The following is a 21,399-nucleotide window of genomic DNA, read 5'->3' on the forward strand; positions in this document are numbered from 1 at the left end:
CTCACGCAGTGACGTGGTCCGGCGGGTCAGGACTCGTCTCCGGGGAAGACGTCCCCGTCACGGCCGTGGGGGGAGGGCCGGAGCCCTCCCCCCACGGGTCACGCTGTTACTTCACCACGGTCAGCGGCAGCAACTTCTTGCCGGTCGGACCGATTTGGATCTCGGTCTGCATCTGCGGGCAGACAGATACACCCCTAAAGTCACCGGCATGTCAAAGCGTTCACGTACGAAGTCAGCAGCGAAGCAGAAGGCATACGACGTCGAGGCCGAGTGGACAGCAGCGGACTTGGCGCTGCTCGAAGACCTGAAAGCGGCCGAAGCCCAGTTACCGGAGGACGCTCCCCGGGCACTCCTGTCCGTCCGCCTGTCGGTATGGACGGACGACACGACCTCACCTGTTCGACAAGAACTCGATCTCCGGATCCTGGCGAAGGAGCAGGGGTGCAGGGTCGTGGGCGTGGCCAGCGACCTGAACGTCAGCGCAACCAAGGTGCCGCCCTGGAAGAGGAAGCAACTCGGCGACTGGCTCAACAACCGGGTGCCCGAGTTCGACGTGTTGCTCTTCTGGAAGCTCGACCGCTTCGTACGCCGCCTGTCGGATCTGTCGACCATGATCGACTGGTGCCTGAAGTACGGCAAGAACCTGGTCTCCAAGCACGACAGCATCGACCTGACCACGACGGCAGGGAAGATCCTGGTCACGATCATCGGAGGTATCGCCGAGATCGAGGCCGCCAACACCTCCACCCGCGTCGCGAGCCTCTGGGACTATACGAAGACACAGAGCGAGTGGCTGGTTGGCAAGCCCGCCTACGGCTACGTGACTGACGTGGACGAGCACGGCAATGTTGTCCTCCGTATAGAGGGGACAGCGCACCGAGCACTCCACTGGTGCCGGCGCGCAGTAAGGAGGCCCAACCCACCGTCCGCGAGGCGCATGGTCAAGGTGCTCGTACGGTCTGGTCTCTGCGGGCCCGGCCTCACCGCCTCCACGCTGCTGAGCCGACTACGCAATCCGGCTTTGTTGGGCTACCGGGTCGAGACGGACCCCGAGAGTGGGTCCCGCAGGTCACGACTCGTCCTGGGCAAGGACGGCAAGCCCATCAGGGTCGCAGAGGGTGTCTTCACCGAGGACGAGTTCTACGAGCTCCAGACCAACCTGGACAGGTCTGCCAAGAACCAGCCCCCACGGCAGACGGACGGGCCCACGAAGTTCCGGGGGGTCCTGACCTGCGCAGACTGCGGCACCAACATGACCGTGCAGGTGAACAACAGGACGACGGCGACATACCGCTACCTTCGCTGCCAAGGCTGCAAGAGCGGAGGCTATGGCGCTCCGAACCCCGATGAGGTCTATGGGCAACTCGTGCAGGACGTCCTGACTGTCCTCGGCGACTGGCCGGTACAGGTCCGGGAGTACGCGAGGGGTGCAGAGGCGCGCAAGGAGGTGAAGCGCCTCCAGGACTCCATCGCCTACTACATGAAGGAACTGGAGCCCGAGGGCCGCTTCTCGAAGACACGGTTCACTCAGGAACAGGCCCAGGAGACGCTGGACAAGCTCATCGCCGACCTTGAGTCCATCGATCCGGAGACCACCCAGGACCGCTGGGTGAACGTCCACAACGGCAAGACGTTCCAGCAGCACTGGGAGGAAGGAGGCATGGAAGCCATGGCTGCCGACCTGGTCCGCGTCGGCGTCAAGTGCGAGGTCTACCGGACGAAGATCCCGGGGGTTCGAGCCCCTCAGGTTCGTCTGCGCCTCCTCATCCCGAAGGACGTCCGAGAGCGCCTGGTAATGAAGGAAGACGACTTCGGCGAGAAGTTCTAGCTCACCAACGAGACAGGCCCCTGCCGCACGGCAGGGGCCTGTGTTCATAGCTTGCTGGGGTCGTACGGCTCCTGGTTGCCGTCGCTGTCCACGATGACAATCTCGCTGGTCACCGTGGCTCTTGTCCGTCGTTCGCCGACCCGTCGGCCTTCCTTGTCCCGAGCGACCGGAACGCCCGTGACCACAGCGGCCCTGCTGCCTTGAACCGTTGACCGCCCCCTCATCCCGCCTCACCTCGCCTCGATCCGAGCGCCAGGGCCTCACGGGCAAGCTCATGGTTGTGGGCCAGGTCTTGAGCGACTCCGTTGGCGAGGAGGGCGGTGCCGGGGGTGTGGCCGGTGCCCGTGTAGCGCCACTGGGATTCGGTGACCGTGTCCGGGGCGGCCGGGGTGTCGTCGGCGTCTCGGGCGTGGTTTTGACGGTCCGCGCGGAGTGCGGTGTAGGTGGTGGAGTAGGCGTGGGATTTGGTGAGGAGGTGGCCGCGGTAGCCGAGGGTGTGGGCCCAGGCGCGGAGGCGCAGGGGTTCGTACTCGGGGAGTGCGCCGAGGTCCCAGCAGGCGCGCATGAGAGCGCGGACGTGGGGGGTGACGGGGGCGGTGTCGAGGTCGTCGCGGGTGGTGAGGCGGTGGTCAGTGCCGGCTCCCGTGTCGTGGGCGCCTTTGGAGATGTACTTGGCGACGTAGGCGGCGACCGCGTCGTCGGCCAGGCCGTCCGCGTCGGCGGTGGTGGTGCGGAGGGGGCGGACGTCGAGTTGGGTGCCCCAGCGGAGAGTGTGTTGGCCGGTGGCCGGGCTGTAGGCGGTGTGCACAGTCACGGTGCGGGCGGCGGCGCGGATCGCGGTGGTGAGGGTGTCGACCGTGCCCCAGGCGGGCGGCGGGGTGGTGGGGCCGTCCGGGCCGTCGAGGCGTACGACCGCGTGGACGTGGACGGCTGCCCGGCGTTGGTACTCGGCGACTTTGGCGAAGGAGAGCCGGGCGTAGTCGGGGAAGCGGGACTGTGTGATCCCGGCGGTGGTGGCGAGGTGGCGGCGGACGGCGCGGGTGAAGCGGTCCCAGAGCTGTCCGGCGTGGGCGTGCCAGAGGACGTGCGTCGTGTAGTCGTAGCAGCCGGGGCAGAGCGGCTGCCCGGCCAGCGGGTCGTCCAAGGGGTGAACGCTCCCGCAGCCCAGGGCCTTTCCGTGTTCGCAGTGTCCGGTGCCGCGCCGGGGGCGGCAGGGTTGGCCGCTGGTGGTGGTGCGGTGGACGGGGCCGAAGCCGGGTGCGGTGAGGGTGAGGAAGAGGCGGGGGTGGGTCTGGACGGTGGCGGGGACGGTCTTGCCGCCGGTGAGTCCGGCGCGGACGAGGTGGAAGGTGTCTCCGGAGTGGAGGCGGGAGCAGGGCGGGCAGACGGTGGCGCGGCGGTTGCGGCAGCGGATCAGGAGGCGTTCGCCGGGTTCGGTACGGGTGTCGTAGTGGTGGAGGATTTCGCCGGTGACGGTGTCGCGGGTGGTGGTGTGGCCGGTCAGGTGGACGGGGTGGGCGCAGCCTCCGGTGGCGGTGATCTGCTCCAACAGGCGGTGGAAGGTAGGGGCGTTGGCGAGGTGGATGATGTCGCGGTCGGTGTCGGGGAGCTGACGCAGGCGCGCCGCGCGGTCGAGGGCGGCGCGCCGGTCAGCCGCCGTGGGGTTGGCGGTGGCGATGGTGGTGGGGACCTTCCGGGGTGGGCCGCCGTGCCGGCGGCGGGGTGGTTGGGTGGTGGTCCGGTGTCGTCCATGGGCTCGGCCTTTCTGGGGGTTGGTCTGGTGTGCGGTCAGCGGATGGTGCCGTGGCCCCGGCAGCAGCGGCAGCGGCGCCACCGTCCGGTGTGGGTGCGGATGCGGCGTTCGCCCTTGCAGACGGGGCAGCGAACGGGGCGCATGGGCATAGGCGTTGGGCCCCTCTCTTCGGGGGTCAGGTGTGGGTGAGGCCGGAGAACAGCCAGGAGATGAACCCGTTGACGGTGAAGATGACGGGGGTCTGGCCGAGGTAGACGCCGAACAGGGCGATGAGGACCGCTTCCCACCAGCGCACCTCGCGGGAGCGCACGAGCAGCGTGGTGACGAGGCCGAAGACGATCACGAGCGGGAGTGCTGTGTTCTCGCTGATCATGACTCCACCTCCGCAAGTGCCTTGCGTACCGGGCGGAGTTCGGGGGTGAGGTGGGCGTGGGCCATGGCCGTCTTCCGCGCCTCCAGCACGCTCGTGTGGTGGGAGCGGGCCCACGCCCAGGCCCCGTCGGCCCCGGCGCACACGGCCACGCCCTTCTCGTCCGTGGTGATCGCTTGGGCGACCGTGATGGCGTCCTTGTTCAGGTCGCCGAGGGCCATCTCGGCGGTGCCGCCGTCGTTGACGCGGTGGCAGACGCGGCCCGACAGCTGGGCGCGCAGCGCGGTGACGCCGGGGCCGAGGTCGGAGCCGACCCGTTGCCCGGCCACGACGAGGTGGAGGCCGAGGGCGGCGCCGAGCTGGGCTATCCGCAGCAGGTACGTGGAGCAGGCTTCCGCCTCGGCTTTCCCCGCCCGCGTGCCGTCCGAGAGGTAGAGCTCGGCGAGTTCATCGACCAGGACCACGATGGGCACAGGCCGTACGTCGTCCGGGAGGTCCCACACGGAGCGCACCGCGTAGGTGCGGCACGTCTCCATCCGGTCGTGCAGCTCGCCGACGAGGGCGCCGAGGACGGCGACGGCTTCTTTGCGGCAGGTGGTCAGGGCGGACAGCCGTCCGTCGAACAGGCCGAGTTCGATGCCGCCTTTGCAGTCGATGCCGATCAGGGCCACCTTCTGCCGGGCCAGCTGCGTGACCAGCCGGGCCAGGAGGGTGGATTTCCCGGACTGCGTGGCACCCACGATGAGCCAGTGCGGCACCTGCCGCAGATTGAGCACCCACGCGCTGCCGTCTTCGAGGATGCCGACCAGCGCGGACAGCAGCGCTTTCGGCGCTGTGGCCAGGTGTGGTTGTTTCAGCGGGTCGCCGGCGGTGGCCGCCAGGCGGACGAGCCCGCGTTCCGGGGAGCTGACGCGTACGGCGTGGACGCGCCACGCGTGCATCAGCGCTTCCGCCGCCGCGAGGTACGGCTCGGGGGTCTGTCCGGGGTGCAGGCGCACGGTCACGGTCAGGCCCGTACGCGTCGGGCGGGGCCACGAGATGCGTGGAGCGACCGGCCGCAGCGCTTCGCCCTTGACGATCAGTTCCCCGATCAGCCCGCGCGCGGGCCGGGGAGCGACCGCCAGATCGTTGAGGGTTGCCGCCTTGCGCCAGGTCCACACCACCCGCAGCGCGGTGACCGGGTAGCCGGTCAGGTACCAGACGGCGACCGGGAACCGCCCCGCCAGGGACGGCCCCGCGAGAGCGGCCGCCGCGAGTAACGCGGCGAACAGCGAGAGCCACAGCCCTCCCATCACGCACCACCACCCTTACCGCCGGTGCCCGCGCCGGACGCGGTAGTGGTCGTGGCGGGAGCGGGGACGGGGGTGATGGCGGCGGCGCGGAAGCTGATGCCGTGCCGGTCGCCCATGGCCCAGGCGAACGCCTCCAGCCCGGTCAGCTTCACCTGCACGCCCTCGACGACGCCGACCGGCTCCCCGGGAACGGCGACCTCGATCACCGACACCCGGCGCCCGTCCTGACGCACCATCACACCCACGGTCCAGACGGTGTTGCCGTCGCGGTCCTTCTTGACCTCCCTGCTCTCGAAACCGGTCGTCTTCGGCTCGGGCGCGACCGCGCAGCGCAGTACGCCCAGCCGGGATGTGTCCACAGGAATGGACTGCATGATCTTCGGCCTCCCAGGCCACTCGGGAACGCCAGAGCACAGACACCCTGACGTCACTTGTCCTTACGAGTGACACCTATGAGGGACTGTCGGCGTGCCGCACAAGCACTTATGCTGACGAGTGATGACCCTCGTATGACATCGCTGCCAGAGCCGAGAGGAACAGCCCGGTATGTCAGAGATCCAGCGCCCCGGAGCCCTCTACCAGCAGGTCGCCGCCGCCATCCGCGACGCCATCACCTCCGGGGAGTTCCCGCCCGGCGCCCCGCTCCCTTCCGAAGCCCAGCTCATCGACCGCTACAAGGTCTCCCGTCCCACCGTCCGCAACGCGATCGCCGCCCTGCGCGCGGAAGGCCTCATCGACGTCCGCCACGGCAAGGGCAGCTACGTCCGCGCCGCCGGGAAGCCCGTCCTCACCGTCCAGCGCAGCATCCAGCGCGGCGCCGGCGGCACCTTCACCACCGCCGACGGCACGAAGTGGCAGCAGGCCGAGGCGCCGGGCGTGCACCGGGTGGAGACCACCGTCACGACCGGGGCGGCGCTGCAACTCGCTGAGGGAGAAGCCCTCTTCGGCGTCGACCGCCTGTTGTCCGACCCGGCCACCGGGACGCGGGCCCTGCACCGCACGCTCATCCCGTTCGCGACCGCCGAAGACACCCCGCTCACCGAGGCCCCGGACACCGAACCGGCCGAGGTCTACGGCCTGCTGGAGAAGGCCGGACACACCCTGACGTGGACCGAGACCGTACGCGCCCGCATGCCCCTCCCCGACGAACGCACCGCACTCGGCATCCCCGACGCCACCCCGCTCCTCGTCGCCACCCGCACCACCCACGACGCCGACGGCCACCCCCTGGCCCTCGAAGAACTCTGCGTCAGCGCCGAACACGCCCAACTCGCCTACCGCATCACCGCCGACAAAGCCGCAGGGAAGCGCACCCGCTCCTAGGCATGTCCGATGGATCACGCCCATCCGCTGCCGGGCGATCGAGCATGCTGTTGTACCTTGCCCGCCGGGACAGCGGTAGCGCGAGGATGCTGCTCGTGCCCCCGATAGCTCCTTCACTACCTGTGATTTGTGTGTCTGATGCAGTGGCGGGGAAGCCTCCAGCTGATCTGCGCGGTGACACGCCACCTCATCAGAACGGTTGGGCGGCAACGGCACGAGTGATGATCTGCACCGAGTCGACGAATCTTCGGAATCCGGGTCAAGGAGCATCAGTAGATGAGGAATACGTTGCGCACCCTGCTCGTGCCAGTGGCCGTCGCGGCCGCCACCGTCGTGCCGGTCACCACGGCCCGTGCGGCCGACGGGTATGACAGATGTCCCGACGGCTACTACTGCATGTTCTCGGGCCTCGACGGCACCGGCGACGTGATCACGCTGACGCACAGCACGCCGGACCTCGCGGCGCTCGGCATGAACGCGCGCGCCGAATCGGACTGGAACCGGACCTCTTCCACCATCCACCTCTGGTCCGGAACGAACTACACCGGCTGCACGGCCGTCACCTCCGCCGGCCCGACCGGCAAGGGCAACTTCTACCCGGACTTCCGGGACTTCTTCAACTCGGTGCAGTTCGACGGCCCGGGCGGCCCGAGCTGCGGCACACCGCCCGGCGAGGGCCACTAAGCACTTTCCGGCGGCTCACTCACGCAGCCACAGCGGATCACAGCCAGGATGGCCGTCCACGGCAGACGCGGCGCCAGACGAGCCCACTCCACGGCCCAAAGAACACCCCGCCACATGCCACGCACAACGGTACGTCCGCGCACCGGTCACCGATTCACCGGACACGCCTAGTGGGACTACCCCGACGAGGATTGACCGGGACTTCCTGGCGAGTTGAAGGCCAGACCAACCGGATGGACACCGCATAGAGCCACCCTCGCGACGCGTTCGGAGCGGCTCCATCCCCGGGATCGGTCGAAATCTTCTTCACTTCCTCAAGGGCGCGCCCACGGGCGCGCCGGGCGGCCCCGGCGCCCGCCCGGGCTGCGGCCTGGCGGCCGGTCCCGGTCGGCGCCAGGCCGCCCCGCATCCGCAACACCCCTGACACGCGCCCGTAGTCGAGCCGACCCGGCAGCCGTGGCGCCCGGCCTGAGGCCGCCAGCGGGCGGTGGGGGTTGCTGGTCTGTGGTTGCGCTCGCTTCGCGTGGCGGCGCCGTTGTCGTCTGCGGGAGGGGGACAGCATCATCGGTCCTGCGTCTCGGGTGGCACAGGCCGTGACGTGTCAAGAGCCTTCGACGTGTGGCTGATGCCGGTGGGGGTGCAGGTCCACATTGCTCGGCTCCTTCGCCCGTCCCACCGTCGGGGCGCGCTTTCTGTGGTGCAGGCCGACCACACACACGGCAACGCCAGGACCGCACGATAGGTGTTCTGCCGTCTCTCGCTCTCGCCGTGGTGCAGGCAGTGAGGCTGGCAGCGAGGGGAGAGGTGGGGGGCGCGGGTCCGGTACCGCGTCAGGCGGGGCCGTGGGAGGCCGGGCGCCGTACTCCCGCCGTCACGGATGCGGCCGCGTGAGGAGACCGCACCCATAGACCGTGGCTCGGGGGGGAGCGGCAGCTGCCGCGCTGTGGCCGGGCCCGTCGTGGGCGCTCCGCTCAGCGCGGCACCACCGTGGCCAGGCGTCAGCCCGCCCCACCGTGGCCAGTTGCGGTCTCACCCGGCCCGCTTCAGCTCCCCCGCGTCCTCCAGCAGGCGCGCCACGGTCCGTACGGTCTCCACCGGCCACACCAGCCGCACCACCCCGGCCCCGTCCGCCCGCGCCGCCGCCGACACCGAGGCGCCGGCCGCGTCCACTCCCGCCGCCGTCAGTGCCTTCTCCAGCTCCGCCGCCGCGTCCTTCGCCGCACGCCAGCCCGCCACGTAGTCCACCCCACGCACCCACACCACCGCGTCCGGGTCGAACTCTCCCGCGTCGGACCACACGCCGTCTGACTCGTGCATTGCCCAATCCCCTTCAGCAAGTGTGGTGTTGACTCCTGTCGATCGGGGTTGATCGCACACGCACGCGGCGGCAACCCCGGTACCATCGGCACCGGGGTTCTTCTCGTTCCCCGTCCGGACCACCCCGGTTGCTGCCAGGCGCGGGGGTGGTCCGGTCCTTGTTTCCGGTGGTTGTGCGCGGTCCCGCTCCCGCCACATCCGGCCTCATTCGGGAGCGGGACCGCACGCGGTGCCCGGTGCACCGCCTCCCCGGCGTGGCAGGGGAACCCAGCCCTCACAGCGCGCGATGGACGAGAGACACGCACTATGAGCGCATGCGCCAGGGGAGTTGGAGGACGGAGGCCGCCAGCCCTCCCAGGTCGTGACGGCCCCCGCCCGGTCTACGGGGACGGTGTGGGGGCGTCCACGAGCACGGCCCGGAAGTAGGTCAGGTTCTCGCCCCGGAACTCGGTGTGCCCCGTCGCTTCGGTGTGAGCGGTCCCCCACCGCTGCACTTCTTCCGGGAGGTACGAGGGGTCTTCCGGCGTCCCGTCGCACGTCATGCACTTCAGCTTGAACTGCGGCGGAATTCCCCTGTAGTCGACCTTCAGCATCCACTTACGGGGCCGTACAACCGGTTGCGAAGCCATCACCGCACCCCCTTCCCGCCGCGCACCATCTCGACGCGGGCCGTCGCGTTCATCCGCTGGGCCGGGCCGTCCTTGAACAGCAGCACCACTACGGGGTTGCCCCCGCCGCGCCGCTCCGGACGTACCTCCTTGACCTCCCGCCAGCGGCCCCGGACGCACACTTTGTCGCCGCGCCGCACCCGCGACGCCCAGACATGAGCCATCGCGATCTCCTTCCGTGTCGGGGGCCGTGAGTTCGGCCCACACCGACTTGCCGATATGTGACTGGCTGCTCACGCCCCAGCAGTCGGCGAGCGCCGCCACCAGGAGCAGTCCCCAGCCGCCGTGCTCGTCGTCAGCACGGGCCACGGGGCGCCGGTGGTCCGCGTCGTCCACCGCGATCCGCACGGTCCGGCCGTCACGCCGGAAGACCGTTTCGATCGCCAGGCCCGGTGAGGCCAGCGTGTGAGCGACCGCGTTCGTGAGCAGCTCGGAGAGGACCAGGACGGCCGCATCCTCGATCGATGCCAGCCCCCAGTCAGCGAGAGCCTTGCTCAGATCGGCGCGGGCCCGGGCGACGCAGCGCGGGTCATGTGCCCAACACCGCCTCACCTCTTGCCCGTTCGCGTCTTCCTGCCTTCCCTTCATGTCCAGCAGCATCGCGGGCACCAGTTCACGAATCGAGCCCATCGTGATTACCCACGGTGGGTAACATCACCGGTAACCACATCCCTATGGACCCGACGCGGATTCCGTCCCTCCCCGGAGCGCCGCTCATGCCCAAGCACCAGCCCCCACAGGGCTTTCCGGCCCGCTTGCTGCGAGACGCCATGATGGTCGAGGCGTGCAGACAACGGGACTTCGCCACGATCTTCCAGATGGCCAAGCGGGCAGGCATCTACCCTTCGTTGATCGCACGCCTTTGCGAGATGTCGCCGAGCCGTGTCGGCGAAGTCGCCAAGGGACAGCGCGAAGTGAAGGACATGCAGGTCATCGAGCGTCTCGCCGATGGCCTGCGCATCCCCGGCCACATGCTGGGACTCGCCCGCCGCGACTGGGAACCCGACGGCGACGGCTTCCCGACCGCGACCGCAGGCACGGCGACCGCCCCGGACCCGGGCGCCGGCCTCTTCGACGACTCCGCCGACGCCGGTCCGGTCGACAACACCACCGACCCCGAGTTCGCCGCCACCCTCATCGAGGGCCAGCTACCGCAGCACTACCAGACGGCGAACTACTTCGGCGCCCGCCACAGCATCCCGTCCGTCGTCCAGCACGCGCAGAACATCTCCCGGCTGCTGGAGACCGCCACCGGGCCGACCCGGCAGACCCTCTTACGGACCGGCGGCCAAGTCGCCGAGTTCATCGGCTGGCTGTACCAGGACCTGGGCGACTTCCGCAGTGCGGCCCTGTGGTCCGACCGCTCCATGGAATGGGCCCAGGAGGCAGCCGACGACCACATGCAGGCGTACCTGCTGTTCCGCAAGAGCAACCAGGCCACCGCGCAGGCCAGCGCCCAGAAGGCCGTAGGACTGGCCAAGGCCGCGCAACGACTGCCCGGGCTCACCCCGCAGCTCACGGCTCTGGCTGCTCAGCAGGAGGCCCAGGGCTACGCACTGATGCGCAACGAGCGGGCGGCGTTCGCCAGGTTCGACGAGGCGTGCGAACTCGCCGCCGAGGCAGCCACGGCCGGGACAGACGCGACCGTGGACACGTCCTATTGCACGCCGACCTACATCGAGATCCAGCGCGCCAACTGCTGGATCGACCTGGGCCAGCCGCAGCGCGCGATCAAGCTGTTCGAGGGACAGTTGGCCGCGCTTCCGCAGGTCTACCGCAACGACCGCAGCGTCTATCTCGCCCGCCTTGCCCGCGCCTACGTCACGGCGGGTGAGCCGGAGAGCGGAGCCGACGCGGCGATCAAGGCACTCGCCATCGTCCGGCACACGGGATCGGCCCGCACCTTCAGCGAACTCGCCTCAGTGGCAGGCTCCTTGCTCCCGCACCGCGTCCTGCCGAAGGTGGCCGCCTTCATCGATCACTTCGAGATCATTCGCGACCGGTTCGCCGCATGACAAGGCCGGAAGTGCCGGGAGAAGCTGGGGTCATGGACGAACTGATCACGCAAGCCACCACCCGGGACGAGCGACAGCGTGGCCCCGCCGTCGCCGTCCTCCCGGTCGGCAGCTTCGAGCAGCACGGCGATCACCTGCCCCTGATCACCGACACCGCGATCGCCTGCCTGATAGCCCGACGGCTCGCCGACGACCACGGCCTGTTCCTCCTGCCGCCCATCACCATCTCCTGCTCCCACGAGCACGCCCCCATGGCGGGCACGGTCAGCATCAGCGCCGCGACCCTGTACGCCACGGTCAACGACATCTGGCGGTCCCTGGAAGCCTCCGGCCACCCCGGCCTGCTCATCGTCAACGGGCACGGCGGCAACTACGTCCTGTCCAACGTCGTCCAGGAACTCAACGTCAACGGCCCCCGCGTCGCCCTCTTCCCCGTCAGCGAGGACCGCGCCAAGGCCCGCGCGGACGCCGGACTGGAGAGCACCGGCGCCGAGGACATGCACGCCGGAGAGTTCGAGGTCTCCCTCCTCCTGCACGGCGCCCCGCACCTCGTGCACGACGGCATCGCGGCCGACGACCACGCGGCACCCAGACGGCCACACCTGCTCACCCTGGGCATGAACGGCTACACCACCAACGGCGTCATCGGACGCCCGTCGCTCGCATCGGCAGCCAAGGGAGAAGCGCTCTTGAACAGCTTCTCGCAGTCGGCACGGGCCCACTTGGACCTGATCACGACCGGCTGACTGCCTCAGGTCCCAACAAGACGCCCCCGGCCTCAGGAGAGGACCGGGGGCGCTTGACGCTCTACGGGCTGGCTATGCAGCAGCCGGAACCTCCGGCCCAGGCTTCGAGCCGCCCCAGGTCCGTCTCGTCCTGGATCGTTCGCAGAGAGCAGGTGGCACGGCTGACGCCACGATCCGGCGTTCGGAGCTGCCCAGCATTGAGGCCCCGGGTACTTGTGCGCTGGCCCGATCGAGGCGCATCTGCCCACCATCGACAGATGCCGCCATAAGTGAGTTACGTCACACCCACTCGATCTCGCTACGGATGCCGGAACGGCTCCGTTGACTGGGCAGCGGAGTGCGCCCGACCTTGGGAACCCGCTCCCGGGCCTGCCTCTGGGGCAGTATCTCAGCCACGACACGAGCCCTTTCGGCCTCGTTCAGCCCCGCCAGGGCATCCGCCACCGCCTCTAGAGCATCACTCATCCGGCAGACCTTTCCGCAGGTCAGAGCCTACTTTTTGACAGTCAGCGGCAGCAGCTTCTTGCCCGTCGGGCCAATTTGTATGGCCGTGTCCATTTGCGGGCAGACGCCGCAGTCGAAGCAGGGCGTCCAGCGGCAGTCCTCGACCTCGGTCTCGTCGAGGGCGTCCTGCCAGTCCTCCCAGAGCCAGTCCTTGTCGAGGCCGGAGTCCAGGTGGTCCCAGGGCAGGACCTCCTCGTAGGAGCGCTCGCGCGTGGTGTACCAGTCGACGTCGACGCCCTGCGGCGGCAGGGTCCGCTCGGCGCAGCGCATCCACTGCTCGTACGAGAAGTGCTCGCGCCAGCCGTCGAAGCGGCCGCCGGACTCGTAGACGGCGCGGATGACGGCTCCCACGCGGCGGTCGCCGCGCGAGAGCAGGCCCTCGACGATGCCGGGCTTGCCGTCGTGGTAGCGGAAGCCGATGGAGCGGCCGTACTTCTTGTCGCCGCGGATCTTGTCGCGGAGCTTCGCCAGGCGGGCGTCGGTCTCCTCGGCGGAGAGCTGCGGCGCCCACTGGAACGGCGTGTGCGGCTTGGGCACGAAGCCGCCGATCGACACCGTGCAGCGGATGTCGTTGGACTTCGAGACCTCGCGGCCCTTCTGGATCACGTTCATCGCCATGTCGGCGATCTGCAGCACGTCCTCGTCGGTCTCGGTGGGCAGACCGCACATGAAGTACAGCTTCACCTGCCGCCAGCCGTTGCCGTAGGCGGTGGCCACCGTACGGATCAGGTCCTCTTCCGAGACCATCTTGTTGATGACCTTGCGCATGCGCTCGGAGCCGCCCTCGGGGGCGAAGGTCAGTCCGGAGCGGCGGCCGTTGCGGGTCAGCTCGTTGGCCAGGTCGACGTTGAAGGCGTCCACGCGGGTCGACGGCAGCGACAGGCCGATCTTGTCTTCCTCGTAGCGGTCGGCCAGGCCCTTGGCGATGTCACCGATCTCGGTGTGGTCGGCGGAGGACAGCGACAGCAGGCCGACCTCCTCGAAGCCGGTCGCCTTCAGGCCCTTGTCGACCATCTCGCCGATGCCGGTGATGCTGCGCTCGCGCACCGGGCGGGTGATCATGCCGGCCTGGCAGAAGCGGCAGCCGCGGGTGCAGCCGCGGAAGATCTCCACGGACATCCGCTCGTGGACGGTCTCGGCGAGCGGGACGAGCGGCTGCTTGGGGTAGGGCCACTCGTCGAGGTCCATGACGGTGTGCTTGGACACGCGCCACGGCACGCCGGAGCGGTTGGGGACGACGCGGGCGATGCGGCCGTCGGTCAGGTACTCGACGTCGTAGAACTTCGGGACGTACACGCCGCCCGTCCGCGCGAGGCGGAAGAGCAGCTCGTCGCGGCCACCGGGCCGGCCCTCGGCCTTCCACGCCCGGATGATCTCGGTGATCTCCAGGACGGCCTGTTCGCCGTCGCCGATGACGGCGCAGTCGATGAACTCCGCGATCGGCTCGGGGTTGAAGGCCGCGTGGCCGCCCGCGAGGACGACGGGGTGGTCCTCGGTGCGGTCGGCGGCGTTCAGCGGGATGCCGGCGAGGTCGAGCGCGGTGAGCATGTTGGTGTAGCCGAGCTCGGTGGAGAAGCTCAGGCCGAACACGTCGAAGGCCGACACCGGCCGGTGGCTGTCCACCGTGAACTGCGGCACGCCGTGCTCACGCATGAGCTTTTCGAGGTCCGGCCACACGCTGTAGGTGCGCTCGGCGAGCACGCCCTCCCGCTCGTTGAGGACCTCGTAGAGGATCATGACGCCCTGGTTGGGCAGACCGACCTCGTAGGCGTCGGGGTACATGAGCGCCCAGCGGACGTCGCAGGCGTCCCAGGGTTTGACGGTGGAGTTCAGCTCTCCACCGACGTACTGGATCGGCTTCTGAACGTGCGGAAGGAGGGCTTCCAGGCGCGGGAAGACCGACTCGACAGGCATCGCGATGGGTGTCTCTCATGAGCGGACAGGGGTGACCCTCAAGACTAACCCGCCCGGGAGCCGGCCCCCGAATCGCTGTGCGGCGCCGTCGGCTCCGGCCGCGCCGGGGATCACGCCCCCAGCTTCGCCTTCCACCGCGTGCCCGAGGCCTTGGCCCACACCTTCGGCAGCTCGCGCTCGTCGCGGTCGGCGCGCTGTTCCTCGCGGCCGTAGAGCAGTCCGAGGGTGAAGGTGCTCTCCCCGGCCGCGTGGGCCTCGGCGGCCAGCGAGCGCAGGGCGCCGCGGGCCATGACGCTGTCCTGGTGGTCGCCGAGGAGGGTCTGTACGGCCTTCATCCGGCCGCTGAGCCGGGCGGCGGGCCGGCCCAGGGCCGGGGTGGCGGCCTCGGCGGCGTACCGGGCGCGCTTGGCGGCCTTGCGGGCGTCGTGCAGCACGGTGTCGCGGGCCGGGCCGGGTTCGGTGGCCAGGGCGCGCTCGACGCGGGTGGCCAGGCGCCCGTAGTCGCGCACGACGGCCTTGGCCAGCACGGCGGGGGCGGGGCGGGCGGCGGCGGGCAGCAGCGGCGGGTCGGCGAGGAGGGCGTCGAGGGTGTCGAGGAGGGCGAGGTAGCGCTCTCCGTCGAGGAGGGCGGCGAGACGTTTGCGGGAGCCCTTGCCGCGGGCGGCGGCCCAGCGGCGCAGCCGGGCGCGCACGGGGCCGAGGACGAGCGCGCGGTCGAGTTCGGCGAGCCGCTCCCGCAGCCGTTCGGCCAGCACCTCGCGGTCCCGGTCGACGCCCAACTCGGCGGCGAGCCAGCGCAGTTCCGCGCCGACGGGGCCGGTGACGGCGGGGTCGAGGACACCGCGGTAGGTACGGAAGGCGCTGCGCAGCCGGCGGGTGGCGACGCGCATCTGGTGCACGGAGTCGGGCAGGTCGCGGCGGACGGCGGGGTCGAGGGCGAGCAGGGCCTCGGCCTGCGCGCGGACGTAGGCGAGGACGTGCTCACCGGCGGTGACCGGGGCGGGGGCCTCGGCGGTTCCGCGTTTCTTGGCGGGCCTGCGTCTGCTCTTGCGGGGTTCGCCGGTCCCGGCATCGGCAGCCGGTTTCGTCCCCGGTTCGGTCTCCGGTTCCGTCTCCGGTTCGGTCTCCGCGAGGGCGCGGGCGAGTTTGGAGGGGGCCGCGGAGCGGCGCAACCCGGCCTCGCGCAGCCGGGGTTCGAGGGTGTCGAGGAAGGCGGGCTCGGCGCCGGGCCCGAGTTCGACCTCGTACTCGCGCCAGTGGGCGGAGCGTCCGCCGCGTCCGAGGCGGTCGGCGGTGACGGTGTCGGCGCTCACCTCCGCCAGGAGCGCGCCGTCGGCGTCGAGGAGGTGCCGGGCCTCGCGGCGGGTGACGATCCGTACGAGCGGGGCGAGTTCGGCGTGCCGGACCCGGCAGCGCACGAGGTCGGCCAGGGCGCGGGGCACGCTCGCGGAGAGCGGGGCGCGGATCTCGTCGCGCGCTCCCTGCGGGGCGGCGGGCAGCTTGAGGTGCCAGCCGGCGTCCGTACCGCCGGTGCGGCGGCGCAGGGTGATGCCGGCGGCGGCGAGCCGCCGGTCGGCGGTGTCGTAGTAGACGGCGTCGAGCTCGGCCGTGCCCTTCTCGGCGACGGCCGCGACGCCCGCGGCACGGCTCAGGTCGGGCAGCCGGGCCGCTGCCGTACGGCCGCCGGCTTCGTACTTCCGCTCGATCTCTCGCACGGTGTCCGCCATAGTGCGAATCTAAACCGCGAACGGCCCGTGGGTCAGCCCCGGTGCGGCCGGTACGGGCCGATACCGGCCGTACCGGAGTCGTACCCGTACCGGAGCCGGACCGCTAGGCCGAGACCGGCCGCCGCACCCTGATCGACTGGAGCAGTCCGATGCCGATCCAGGCGGCGAACATCGAGGAGCCGCCGTAGGAGACGAAGGGCAGCGGCAGTCCGGTGACGGGCATGATGCCCAGGGTCATGCCGATGTTCTCGAAGGCCTGGAAGGCGAACCAGGCGACGACGGCGGCGGCGACGACCGCCCCGTAGAGCTCGTCGGTGCCGCGCGCGATGCGGCAGCCGCGCCACAGCACGACGCCGATGAGGAGGATGATCGCGCCCGCGCCGGCGAAGCCGAGTTCCTCGCCCGCGACCGTGAAGATGAAGTCGGTCTGCTGCTCGGGCACGAACTGGCCGGTGGTCTGCGGGCCGTGGAAGAGGCCGGCGCCGGTCAGCCCGCCGGAGCCGATGGCGATCCGGGCCTGGTTGGTGTTGTAGCCGACGCCGTAGGGGTCGAGGGCGGGGTTGGCGAAGGCGGCGAAGCGGTTGATCTGGTAGGTGTCGAGGATGCCGAGCTGCCAGACCAGGACGCAGCCGAGCACGCCCGCGCCGAGCAGTCCGCCGATCCAGCGGCCCGGGGCGCCGGAGGCCAGCAGCGCGGCGAGGACGATCACCGCGAGCACCATGACCGAGCCGAGGTCGGGCATCAGCAGGATGACCAGGACCGGCAGGGCGGCGACGCCGAGGGCGCGGACGACGCTGCGGTGGTCGGGGCGGAGCGCCTCCCCGGAGTCGACGCGGGAGGCGAGGGCCGCGGCCATGCCCAGCGCGATGGTGATCTTCGTGAACTCGGAGGGCTGGACGGAGAAGCCGCCGCCGAGCTGGATCCAGGAGCGGGCGCCGTTGATGGTGGCGCCGAGCGGGGTGAGCACGGCGGCGGTGGCCAGGACGGACAGCGCGTAGAGCAGGGGGACGGCGCCGCGCAGCCGCTGGTGGCCGACCCAGACCGCGGCGAGCGCGAGACCCAGGCCGATGCCCGTGTTCATGATGTTGCGCAGCAGGAAGTAGTACGGGTCGCCGTGGGTGAGGACGGTGCGGCCGCGGGTCGCGGAGTACACGAGCAGGGTGCTCAGCGCGGACAGGGCGAGGGCGGCGAGCAGCAGCGGCCAGTCCAGGCGGCGCAGGACGGAGCCGCGGGCGGTCAGCCGCTGCCGGAGGGAGCGCTCGGGGGCCAGGCGGCCGGGGCGTATCGGACGGCTCGTGATGGTGCTCACCGGTCGCCGCCCTCCTTGCGGGCGGGCGGCGAGGGCGGGGGCTCGATGGGCTGGGCCTGGATGCTGCCGTCCTTGTCGATGGCGGGCAGCTTGTCCTGGGGGTGCGGCAGCAGGGCCCGCTTGTCGTCGACATGGCCCTTGTCGTCGACGCCGTAGAGGGCGTCGTAGATCCGGCGCACGGCGGGGCCGGAGGCGCCGGAGCCGGTGCCGCCCTGGGAGATCGTCATGACGACGGCGTAGTCCTGGGTGTAGGTGGCGAACCAGGAGGTGGTCTGCTTGCCGTAGACCTCGGCGGTGCCGGTCTTGGCGTGCATGGGGATCTGCTTCTGCGGCCAGCCGCCGAAGCGCCAGGCGGCGGTGCCCTCGGTGGCCACGCCGGCGAGGGCCGCGTCGAGCTGGTCGCGGGTGCGGCCGTCGAAGGGCAGCCGGCCGTGCGCCTGCGGCTTGATCTCGGTGATGTCCTTGCCGTCGGGGCTGATGACGGCCTTGCCGATGGTGGGGTTGTACAGGGTGCCGCCGTTGCTGATGGCGGCGTAGATCGTGGCCATCTGGACGGGGGTGACGAGGGTGTCGCCCTGGCCGATGGCGTAGTTGACGGAGTCACCGGCGCGCATGCGCATGCCGGACTCGCAGTTCTCCTTGGCGATCTTCCCGGCGTAGCTGTCGTCGTCGCCCTGCTTGCACCAGGCGTCCTTGTTGGCCTCCCAGTACTTCTTCTTCCACTCGCGGTCGGGGACGCGGCCACTGACCTCGCCCGGCAGGTCGATGCCGGTCTCCTTGCCGAGCCCGAAGTCGTGGGCGGTGCGGTAGAACCAGTCGGCGGGGTGCTTGGGGTTGTTGCCGCCGTCCTTCTGCCACTGCCGGTAGGCGATGTCGTAGAAGACGGTGTCGCAGGAGACCTCCAGGGCACGGCCGAGGTCGATGGGGCCGTAGCCCTTGGACTCGAAGTTCTTGAAGACCTGGTTGCCGATGCTGTACGAACTGGAGCAGTTGAACTTGTCGTTGAAGCCGTAGCCGGCCCGGACCGCGGCGGTCGCGGAGATCACCTTGAAGATGGAGCCGGGCGCGGCCTGTCCCTGGATGGCCCGGTTCAGCAGCGGGTAGTCGGAGTCCTTCCCGGTCAGCTCCTGGTAGTTCTTGGCCGAGATGCCGCCGACCCAGGCGTTGGGGTCGTAGCTGGGGTTGGAGGCCATGGCGACGACGCGGCCGGTCCTGGCCTCCATGACGACGACGGCGCCGGAGTCGGCCTTGTAGTTCGTGCCGGTGTTCTTGTCGAACTCGTGCCGGGCGTCCTTCATCGCCTGGTCGAGCTCGCGTTCCGCTATGGCCTGCACGCGGGCGTCGATGCTGGTGACGATGTTGGCGCCGGGGATCGCCTTGTCGCTCCTGGCCTTGCCGATGACGCGGCCGACGTTGTCGACCTCGTAGCGGGTGACGCCGGCCTTGCCGCGCAGCTGGCTGTCGTACTGGCGCTCAAGGCCGGAGCGGCCGATCTGGTCGGAGCGCATCAGCGGGGTGCCGTTCTCCTTGGCCTTGGTGATCTCCTCGTCGGTGACGGGCGAGAGATAGCCGAGGACCTGGGCGGCGTTGGCGCCGCCGGGTGCCGCGTAGCGGCGGACGGCCGTGGGCTCGGCGGTGATGCCGGGGAAGTCCTCGGCGCGCTCGCGGATCTGCAGGGCCTGCTGGGTGGTGGCCTGGTCGGTGATGGGGATGGGCTGGTACGGGGAGCCGGCCCAGCAGGGCTTGGGGGTCTTCGCGTCGCACAGCCGGACCTTCGCGGCGACGTCCTCGGGCTTCAGGCCGAGGACGGCCGCGAGGCGGGCGAGGACGTCCTTGCCCTTGTCCCGCATCTTCATCAGGTCGGTGCGGTTGGCGGAGACCACGAGGCGGGTCTCGTTGTCGGCCAGGGGGACGCCGCGGGCGTCCAGTATCGAGCCGCGGGTGGCGGGGGCGACGACCTGCTGGATGTGGTTGTCGGCGGCCTCGGCGGTGTACTGGTCGCCGTTGCGGATCTGGAGGTACCACAGCCGGCCGCCGAGGGTGACGAGCAGGGAGACGACGAGGATCTGGATGACGACCAGACGGATCGTCACGCGTGAGGCCCTGGCGGGCTCCGGGAGGGTGCTCACAGCCGCTTCAGCCCCTTGATGCGGCGGGCCCCGGCCCCCTGGCCGCCCAGCCGGCCGGTCCGGCCGGAGCGGCCGAACCGGGCCAGGACCGGGCGGCGTTCCCCGGTGCCGGTGCCGGCGTCGGCGGCGAGGGGGTCGCTCTGGGTGCGCCGGGCCAGCGCCATGATCAGGGGCACGGTGAACGGGGCGAGCAGCAGGTCGTACAGGGCGGCGGTCAGGACCAGGCCGGTGAGTCCGACGTGCCGGGCGGCGGTGTCGCCGACGAGGGAGCCGACGCCGGCGTAGAGCAGGGTGGAGCCGACGGCCGCGGCGAGGACGACGAGCATCGGCCCGGTGGCCGAACGCACGTGCCGGCTCTCGGGCTTGGCCAGCCCGACCGCGTAGCCGACGAGGCACAGCACCAGCGCGTAGCGGCCGGTGGCGTGGTCGGCGGGCGGGGCGAGGTCGGCGAGCAGGCCCGCGCCGAAGCCGACGACGGCGCCGGTGGTGTGCCCGTGGACGAGGGCGAGGCCGATGACGACGAGGAGCAGCAGGTCGGGGACGGCGCCGGGCAGATGGAGCCGTGCGAAGACGGTCACCTGGACGACGAGGGCGACCACCACGAGCACGGTCGACAGCAGGATCCGGTTCAGGCGCATCGGTTGTCAGTCCCTGGGGTTGACGCTCGCGGACGGGGATGCGGAGGGAGTCGCGGTGACGGTCACCGTGGGGATGGGCTTGGGGGCCTCGGGCTTGGGCGGCAGGACGCTGTTGCGGGGGTCCTCGCGCGGCGGCTGCACGACGACGCCGACGATGTCGAGCTTGCTGAAGCCGACGAACGGGCGGACCTGGAGGGTGCGGGTGAGCCGGCCGCCGGAGGGCTCGACGCGGGTGACCTCGCCGACCGGGACGCCGGGCACGAAGGGCTTGTCCTTGCTGGAGCCGAAGGTGACCAGGCGGTCGCCCTCGTGCACGGCGGCCTTGCCGTTGAGGAGTTCGACGCGCAGGGAGCTGTCTCCCTGGCCGCTGGCGAAGCCGAGTTCCCCGGTCTTCTCCATACGGGTGCCGACGGTGAACTTGGGGTCGCTGGCGAGCAGCACGGTGGAGGTGGTGCGGGCGACGGTGGTGACGCGGCCGACGAGTCCGTCGCCGTTGAGGACGGTCATGTCGCGCTGGATGCCGTCCTGGCTGCCGGCGTCGATGGTCACGGTCCAGGAGAAGCCCTGGGCCGCTCCTATGGCGATGACCTGGGCGCCCTTGATGCCGTACTGGCCGGCGCCGGCGGTCTTCAGCAGGGCGTCCAGGTCGCGCAGCCGGCCGCGGTTGCGGTCGTCGCTGCCCAGGCGCTGCTTGAGGAGGGTGTTCTCGCGCTCCAGCTCGGTGATCCGGTCGCGCCGCCGGCCGGAGTCGCGGACGGCGGCCACGGCGTTGGCGACGGGGTCGACGGCCGCGGCGACGCCGTGCTCCACGGGGCCGAAGGCCGAGGCGGCGGCGTGCCGGGCACCGTCGAGCGGGGACTGCTCTCCGCCGCGGATGTCCACCGTGATCAGTGCGAACGCGATCGCGACCAGCAGCACCAGCAGCAGCCGGCTCTCTCGTGTGTCCCTCACGTGCGGCGGCGTGCCCTTCTCGTCGGACCGGCCGGGCGCGGGTCCGGGCCGGTCATGCGGGAGCGTTCTGCCTGTATATCAGGTTGTTTCGGGGCGGCGCGGGTGCGCCGGGCGGGGCCCGGCCGAGTGCGGGCCGGGCGGGGCGGCCGCTGTCCCCCGGCAGGCGGAACAGCGCCCTCCGGCCGGGTGCCGGCCTCCGCCCCGCGTCCGGCGCGGCAGGGGCGCCGGACC

The 21,399-nt window shown here is 70.7% G+C and carries 18 protein-coding genes and 1 pseudogene; 5 read left to right on the plus strand and 14 right to left on the minus strand.

Features of this window, described 5'->3' with window-relative positions; genetic code table 11:
- The first annotated feature begins 208 nt into the window (after positions 1-208).
- Positions 209-1,828 carry a recombinase family protein gene (locus tag ACFP1Z_RS08540; RefSeq protein WP_390315313.1) on the plus strand — a complete coding sequence of 540 codons (1,620 nt, stop codon included), beginning with the start codon at positions 209-211 and terminating at the stop codon, positions 1,826-1,828.
- Positions 1,829-2,048: 220 nt separating this feature from the next.
- Here the strand turns inward: ACFP1Z_RS08540 and ACFP1Z_RS08545 are convergent, their stop codons facing one another.
- The 4 genes from ACFP1Z_RS08545 to ACFP1Z_RS08560 form a co-directional block, all read right to left on the minus strand.
- Entirely contained in the window at positions 2,049-3,446 is a 1,398-nt protein-coding gene (locus ACFP1Z_RS08545) for a replication initiator (protein WP_390315532.1), read from the minus strand.
- Between the two features lie 310 nt (positions 3,447-3,756).
- The gene (locus ACFP1Z_RS08550; RefSeq protein WP_390315314.1) at positions 3,757-3,954 is read right to left on the minus strand and encodes a hypothetical protein; all 198 of its coding nucleotides are present in this window, start codon (positions 3,952-3,954) and stop codon (positions 3,757-3,759) included.
- The gene (locus ACFP1Z_RS08555) at positions 3,951-5,243 is read right to left on the minus strand and encodes an FtsK/SpoIIIE domain-containing protein (protein WP_390315315.1); all 1,293 of its coding nucleotides are present in this window, start codon (positions 5,241-5,243) and stop codon (positions 3,951-3,953) included. The genes ACFP1Z_RS08550 and ACFP1Z_RS08555 overlap by 4 nt, the downstream gene beginning before the upstream one ends.
- Positions 5,243-5,617: an SCO3933 family regulatory protein gene (locus ACFP1Z_RS08560; protein ID WP_390315316.1), complete on the minus strand. Its 375-nt coding sequence runs from the start codon at positions 5,615-5,617 to the stop codon at positions 5,243-5,245. The genes ACFP1Z_RS08555 and ACFP1Z_RS08560 overlap by 1 nt, the downstream gene beginning before the upstream one ends.
- A 172-nt stretch (positions 5,618-5,789) precedes the next feature.
- On the opposite strand from ACFP1Z_RS08560, the gene ACFP1Z_RS08565 reads away from it, so the two are divergent.
- Positions 5,790-6,566 carry a GntR family transcriptional regulator gene (locus tag ACFP1Z_RS08565; RefSeq protein ID WP_390315317.1) on the plus strand — a complete coding sequence of 259 codons (777 nt, stop codon included), beginning with the start codon at positions 5,790-5,792 and terminating at the stop codon, positions 6,564-6,566.
- 276 nt (positions 6,567-6,842) lie between these two features.
- Positions 6,843-7,250: a peptidase inhibitor family I36 protein gene (locus ACFP1Z_RS08570; protein WP_390315318.1), complete on the plus strand. Its 408-nt coding sequence runs from the start codon at positions 6,843-6,845 to the stop codon at positions 7,248-7,250.
- 1,029 nt (positions 7,251-8,279) lie between these two features.
- Here the strand turns inward: ACFP1Z_RS08570 and ACFP1Z_RS08575 are convergent.
- The 4 genes and pseudogenes from ACFP1Z_RS08575 to ACFP1Z_RS08590 form a co-directional block, all read right to left on the minus strand.
- Positions 8,280-8,567, minus strand: coding sequence for a hypothetical protein (locus tag ACFP1Z_RS08575; protein ID WP_390315319.1), 288 nt, complete (start codon positions 8,565-8,567; stop codon positions 8,280-8,282).
- A 380-nt stretch (positions 8,568-8,947) separates the two neighbouring features.
- Positions 8,948-9,196, minus strand: coding sequence for a DUF7848 domain-containing protein (locus tag ACFP1Z_RS08580; RefSeq protein WP_390315552.1), 249 nt, complete (start codon positions 9,194-9,196; stop codon positions 8,948-8,950).
- Entirely contained in the window at positions 9,196-9,399 is a 204-nt protein-coding gene (locus ACFP1Z_RS08585; RefSeq protein WP_390315553.1) for a hypothetical protein, read from the minus strand. The genes ACFP1Z_RS08580 and ACFP1Z_RS08585 overlap by 1 nt, the downstream gene beginning before the upstream one ends.
- Before the next feature lie 82 nt (positions 9,400-9,481).
- Positions 9,482-9,865: pseudogene (locus tag ACFP1Z_RS08590) on the minus strand (ATP-binding protein); the annotation flags it as partial.
- An 86-nt stretch (positions 9,866-9,951) separates the two neighbouring features.
- Between ACFP1Z_RS08590 and ACFP1Z_RS08595 the strand changes: the two are divergent.
- Positions 9,952-11,250, plus strand: a complete 1,299-nt coding sequence (locus ACFP1Z_RS08595) for a hypothetical protein (RefSeq protein WP_390315320.1) — start codon at positions 9,952-9,954, stop codon at positions 11,248-11,250.
- Positions 11,251-11,282: 32 nt separating this feature from the next.
- The gene (locus ACFP1Z_RS08600; protein ID WP_390315321.1) at positions 11,283-11,996 is read left to right on the plus strand and encodes a creatininase family protein; all 714 of its coding nucleotides are present in this window, start codon (positions 11,283-11,285) and stop codon (positions 11,994-11,996) included.
- 492 nt (positions 11,997-12,488) lie between these two features.
- Here the strand turns inward: ACFP1Z_RS08600 and ACFP1Z_RS08605 are convergent, their stop codons facing one another.
- The 6 genes from ACFP1Z_RS08605 to mreC all read right to left on the minus strand — a co-directional run bounded on the left by ACFP1Z_RS08605 (position 12,489) and on the right by mreC (position 21,168).
- On the minus strand, positions 12,489-14,414 hold the full coding sequence (locus ACFP1Z_RS08605) for a TIGR03960 family B12-binding radical SAM protein (RefSeq protein WP_390315322.1): 1,926 nt from the start codon (positions 14,412-14,414) through the stop codon (positions 12,489-12,491).
- Positions 14,415-14,524: 110 nt separating this feature from the next.
- Positions 14,525-16,141, minus strand: a complete 1,617-nt coding sequence (locus ACFP1Z_RS08610) for a CYTH and CHAD domain-containing protein (protein WP_390315323.1) — start codon at positions 16,139-16,141, stop codon at positions 14,525-14,527.
- Between the two features lie 103 nt (positions 16,142-16,244).
- Positions 16,245-17,441 carry a rod shape-determining protein RodA gene (gene rodA / locus ACFP1Z_RS08615; RefSeq protein ID WP_390315533.1) on the minus strand — a complete coding sequence of 399 codons (1,197 nt, stop codon included), beginning with the start codon at positions 17,439-17,441 and terminating at the stop codon, positions 16,245-16,247.
- Positions 17,442-17,446: 5 nt separating this feature from the next.
- A complete protein-coding gene (gene mrdA / locus ACFP1Z_RS08620; protein ID WP_390315324.1) occupies positions 17,447-19,579 on the minus strand; it encodes a penicillin-binding protein 2 in 2,133 nt (710 codons plus the stop codon).
- A complete protein-coding gene (gene mreD / locus ACFP1Z_RS08625; RefSeq protein WP_390315325.1) occupies positions 19,576-20,217 on the minus strand; it encodes a rod shape-determining protein MreD in 642 nt (213 codons plus the stop codon). Before mreD ends, mrdA begins: the two co-directional genes overlap by 4 nt.
- Positions 20,218-20,223: 6 nt before the next feature.
- Positions 20,224-21,168, minus strand: coding sequence for a rod shape-determining protein MreC (gene mreC, locus ACFP1Z_RS08630; protein ID WP_390315326.1), 945 nt, complete (start codon positions 21,166-21,168; stop codon positions 20,224-20,226).
- Between the last annotated feature and the right edge of the window lie 231 nt (positions 21,169-21,399).

The sequence above is a fragment of the Streptomyces gamaensis genome (assembly GCF_042656465.1).
Lineage (GTDB): Bacteria > Actinomycetota > Actinomycetes > Streptomycetales > Streptomycetaceae > Streptomyces > Streptomyces gamaensis.

What these genes read in the sequence shown, in the direction of transcription:
- ACFP1Z_RS08540 (WP_390315313.1), top strand. Translation starts at nt 209, where the DNA reads ATGTCAAAGCGTTCACGTACGAAGTCAGCAGCGAAGCAGAAGGCATAC.
- ACFP1Z_RS08550 (WP_390315314.1), bottom strand. Translation starts at nt 3,954, where the DNA reads ATGATCAGCGAGAACACAGCACTCCCGCTCGTGATCGTCTTCGGCCTC.
- ACFP1Z_RS08555 (WP_390315315.1), bottom strand. Translation starts at nt 5,243, where the DNA reads ATGGGAGGGCTGTGGCTCTCGCTGTTCGCCGCGTTACTCGCGGCGGCC.
- ACFP1Z_RS08560 (WP_390315316.1), bottom strand. Translation starts at nt 5,617, where the DNA reads ATGCAGTCCATTCCTGTGGACACATCCCGGCTGGGCGTACTGCGCTGC.
- ACFP1Z_RS08565 (WP_390315317.1), top strand. Translation starts at nt 5,790, where the DNA reads ATGTCAGAGATCCAGCGCCCCGGAGCCCTCTACCAGCAGGTCGCCGCC.
- ACFP1Z_RS08570 (WP_390315318.1), top strand. Translation starts at nt 6,843, where the DNA reads ATGAGGAATACGTTGCGCACCCTGCTCGTGCCAGTGGCCGTCGCGGCC.
- ACFP1Z_RS08575 (WP_390315319.1), bottom strand. Translation starts at nt 8,567, where the DNA reads ATGCACGAGTCAGACGGCGTGTGGTCCGACGCGGGAGAGTTCGACCCG.
- ACFP1Z_RS08580 (WP_390315552.1), bottom strand. Translation starts at nt 9,196, where the DNA reads ATGGCTTCGCAACCGGTTGTACGGCCCCGTAAGTGGATGCTGAAGGTC.
- ACFP1Z_RS08585 (WP_390315553.1), bottom strand. Translation starts at nt 9,399, where the DNA reads ATGGCTCATGTCTGGGCGTCGCGGGTGCGGCGCGGCGACAAAGTGTGC.
- ACFP1Z_RS08595 (WP_390315320.1), top strand. Translation starts at nt 9,952, where the DNA reads ATGCCCAAGCACCAGCCCCCACAGGGCTTTCCGGCCCGCTTGCTGCGA.
- ACFP1Z_RS08600 (WP_390315321.1), top strand. Translation starts at nt 11,283, where the DNA reads ATGGACGAACTGATCACGCAAGCCACCACCCGGGACGAGCGACAGCGT.
- ACFP1Z_RS08605 (WP_390315322.1), bottom strand. Translation starts at nt 14,414, where the DNA reads ATGCCTGTCGAGTCGGTCTTCCCGCGCCTGGAAGCCCTCCTTCCGCAC.
- ACFP1Z_RS08610 (WP_390315323.1), bottom strand. Translation starts at nt 16,141, where the DNA reads ATGGCGGACACCGTGCGAGAGATCGAGCGGAAGTACGAAGCCGGCGGC.
- mreD (WP_390315325.1), bottom strand. Translation starts at nt 20,217, where the DNA reads ATGCGCCTGAACCGGATCCTGCTGTCGACCGTGCTCGTGGTGGTCGCC.